Genomic DNA, 519 nt, shown 5'->3' with positions numbered 1-519 from the left:
CGTGGCGAGCCCGTCCGCCCGCAGCGCCCGCGCGACGTCCTCCTTGCCGACCCGCTTGTCCACGATCTCGCCGGTCGCGAACACGTCGCCGGTCGTCTCCACGGCGGTGATCAGCATGACGACGATCATCGAGACGATCGCGGCGCCGGCGAACTTGGGCCAGCCGAAGAAGAAGGGCGTGGTCACCCCGAACCAGGACGAGTCGCCCACGCTCGCGAACGAGACGTCGCGGAGCAGGACCTTGCCCGAGTCCGTGGTGACGCTCGCGCCCTGCACCGTGAACCCGCTCCGGCTCCCGAGGTCGATCGGGTTGACCGCCGCCGCCTCGACGGCGATCCGCACCTCGCCCGGCCCGGGCTCCGGCACCGGCCGCTCCGCGACCTCCAGGACCTCCGTGCCGCCGAACGCCCGGTACACCACTGCCTTCATCTCTGCCTCCTGCGCGAGTCGTCGTTGTGGACCCGACGGTAGGAGAGCTACTCTCCAACAGGTAGTAGTTACCTGAGAGTGCGTAGCACA

General features: G+C 69.6%; 1 protein-coding gene. It reads right to left on the bottom strand.

The annotated features are described in order from the left end of the window. Positions 1 to 429, bottom strand: a 429-nt coding sequence (locus tag ABFY07_RS42960; RefSeq protein ID WP_346179645.1) for a solute carrier family 23 protein, incomplete at its 3' end; no start/stop codon positions are given. Between the last annotated feature and the right edge of the window lie 90 nt (positions 430 to 519).

This window comes from Streptomyces sparsogenes subsp. cuspidosporus, from assembly GCF_039532705.1.
GTDB classification, from domain to species: Bacteria; Actinomycetota; Actinomycetes; order Streptomycetales; family Streptomycetaceae; genus Streptomyces; species Streptomyces sparsogenes.
Note: the sequence above shows the minus strand (reverse complement) of the source record. Positions and strands in the feature narration are given on the sequence as shown.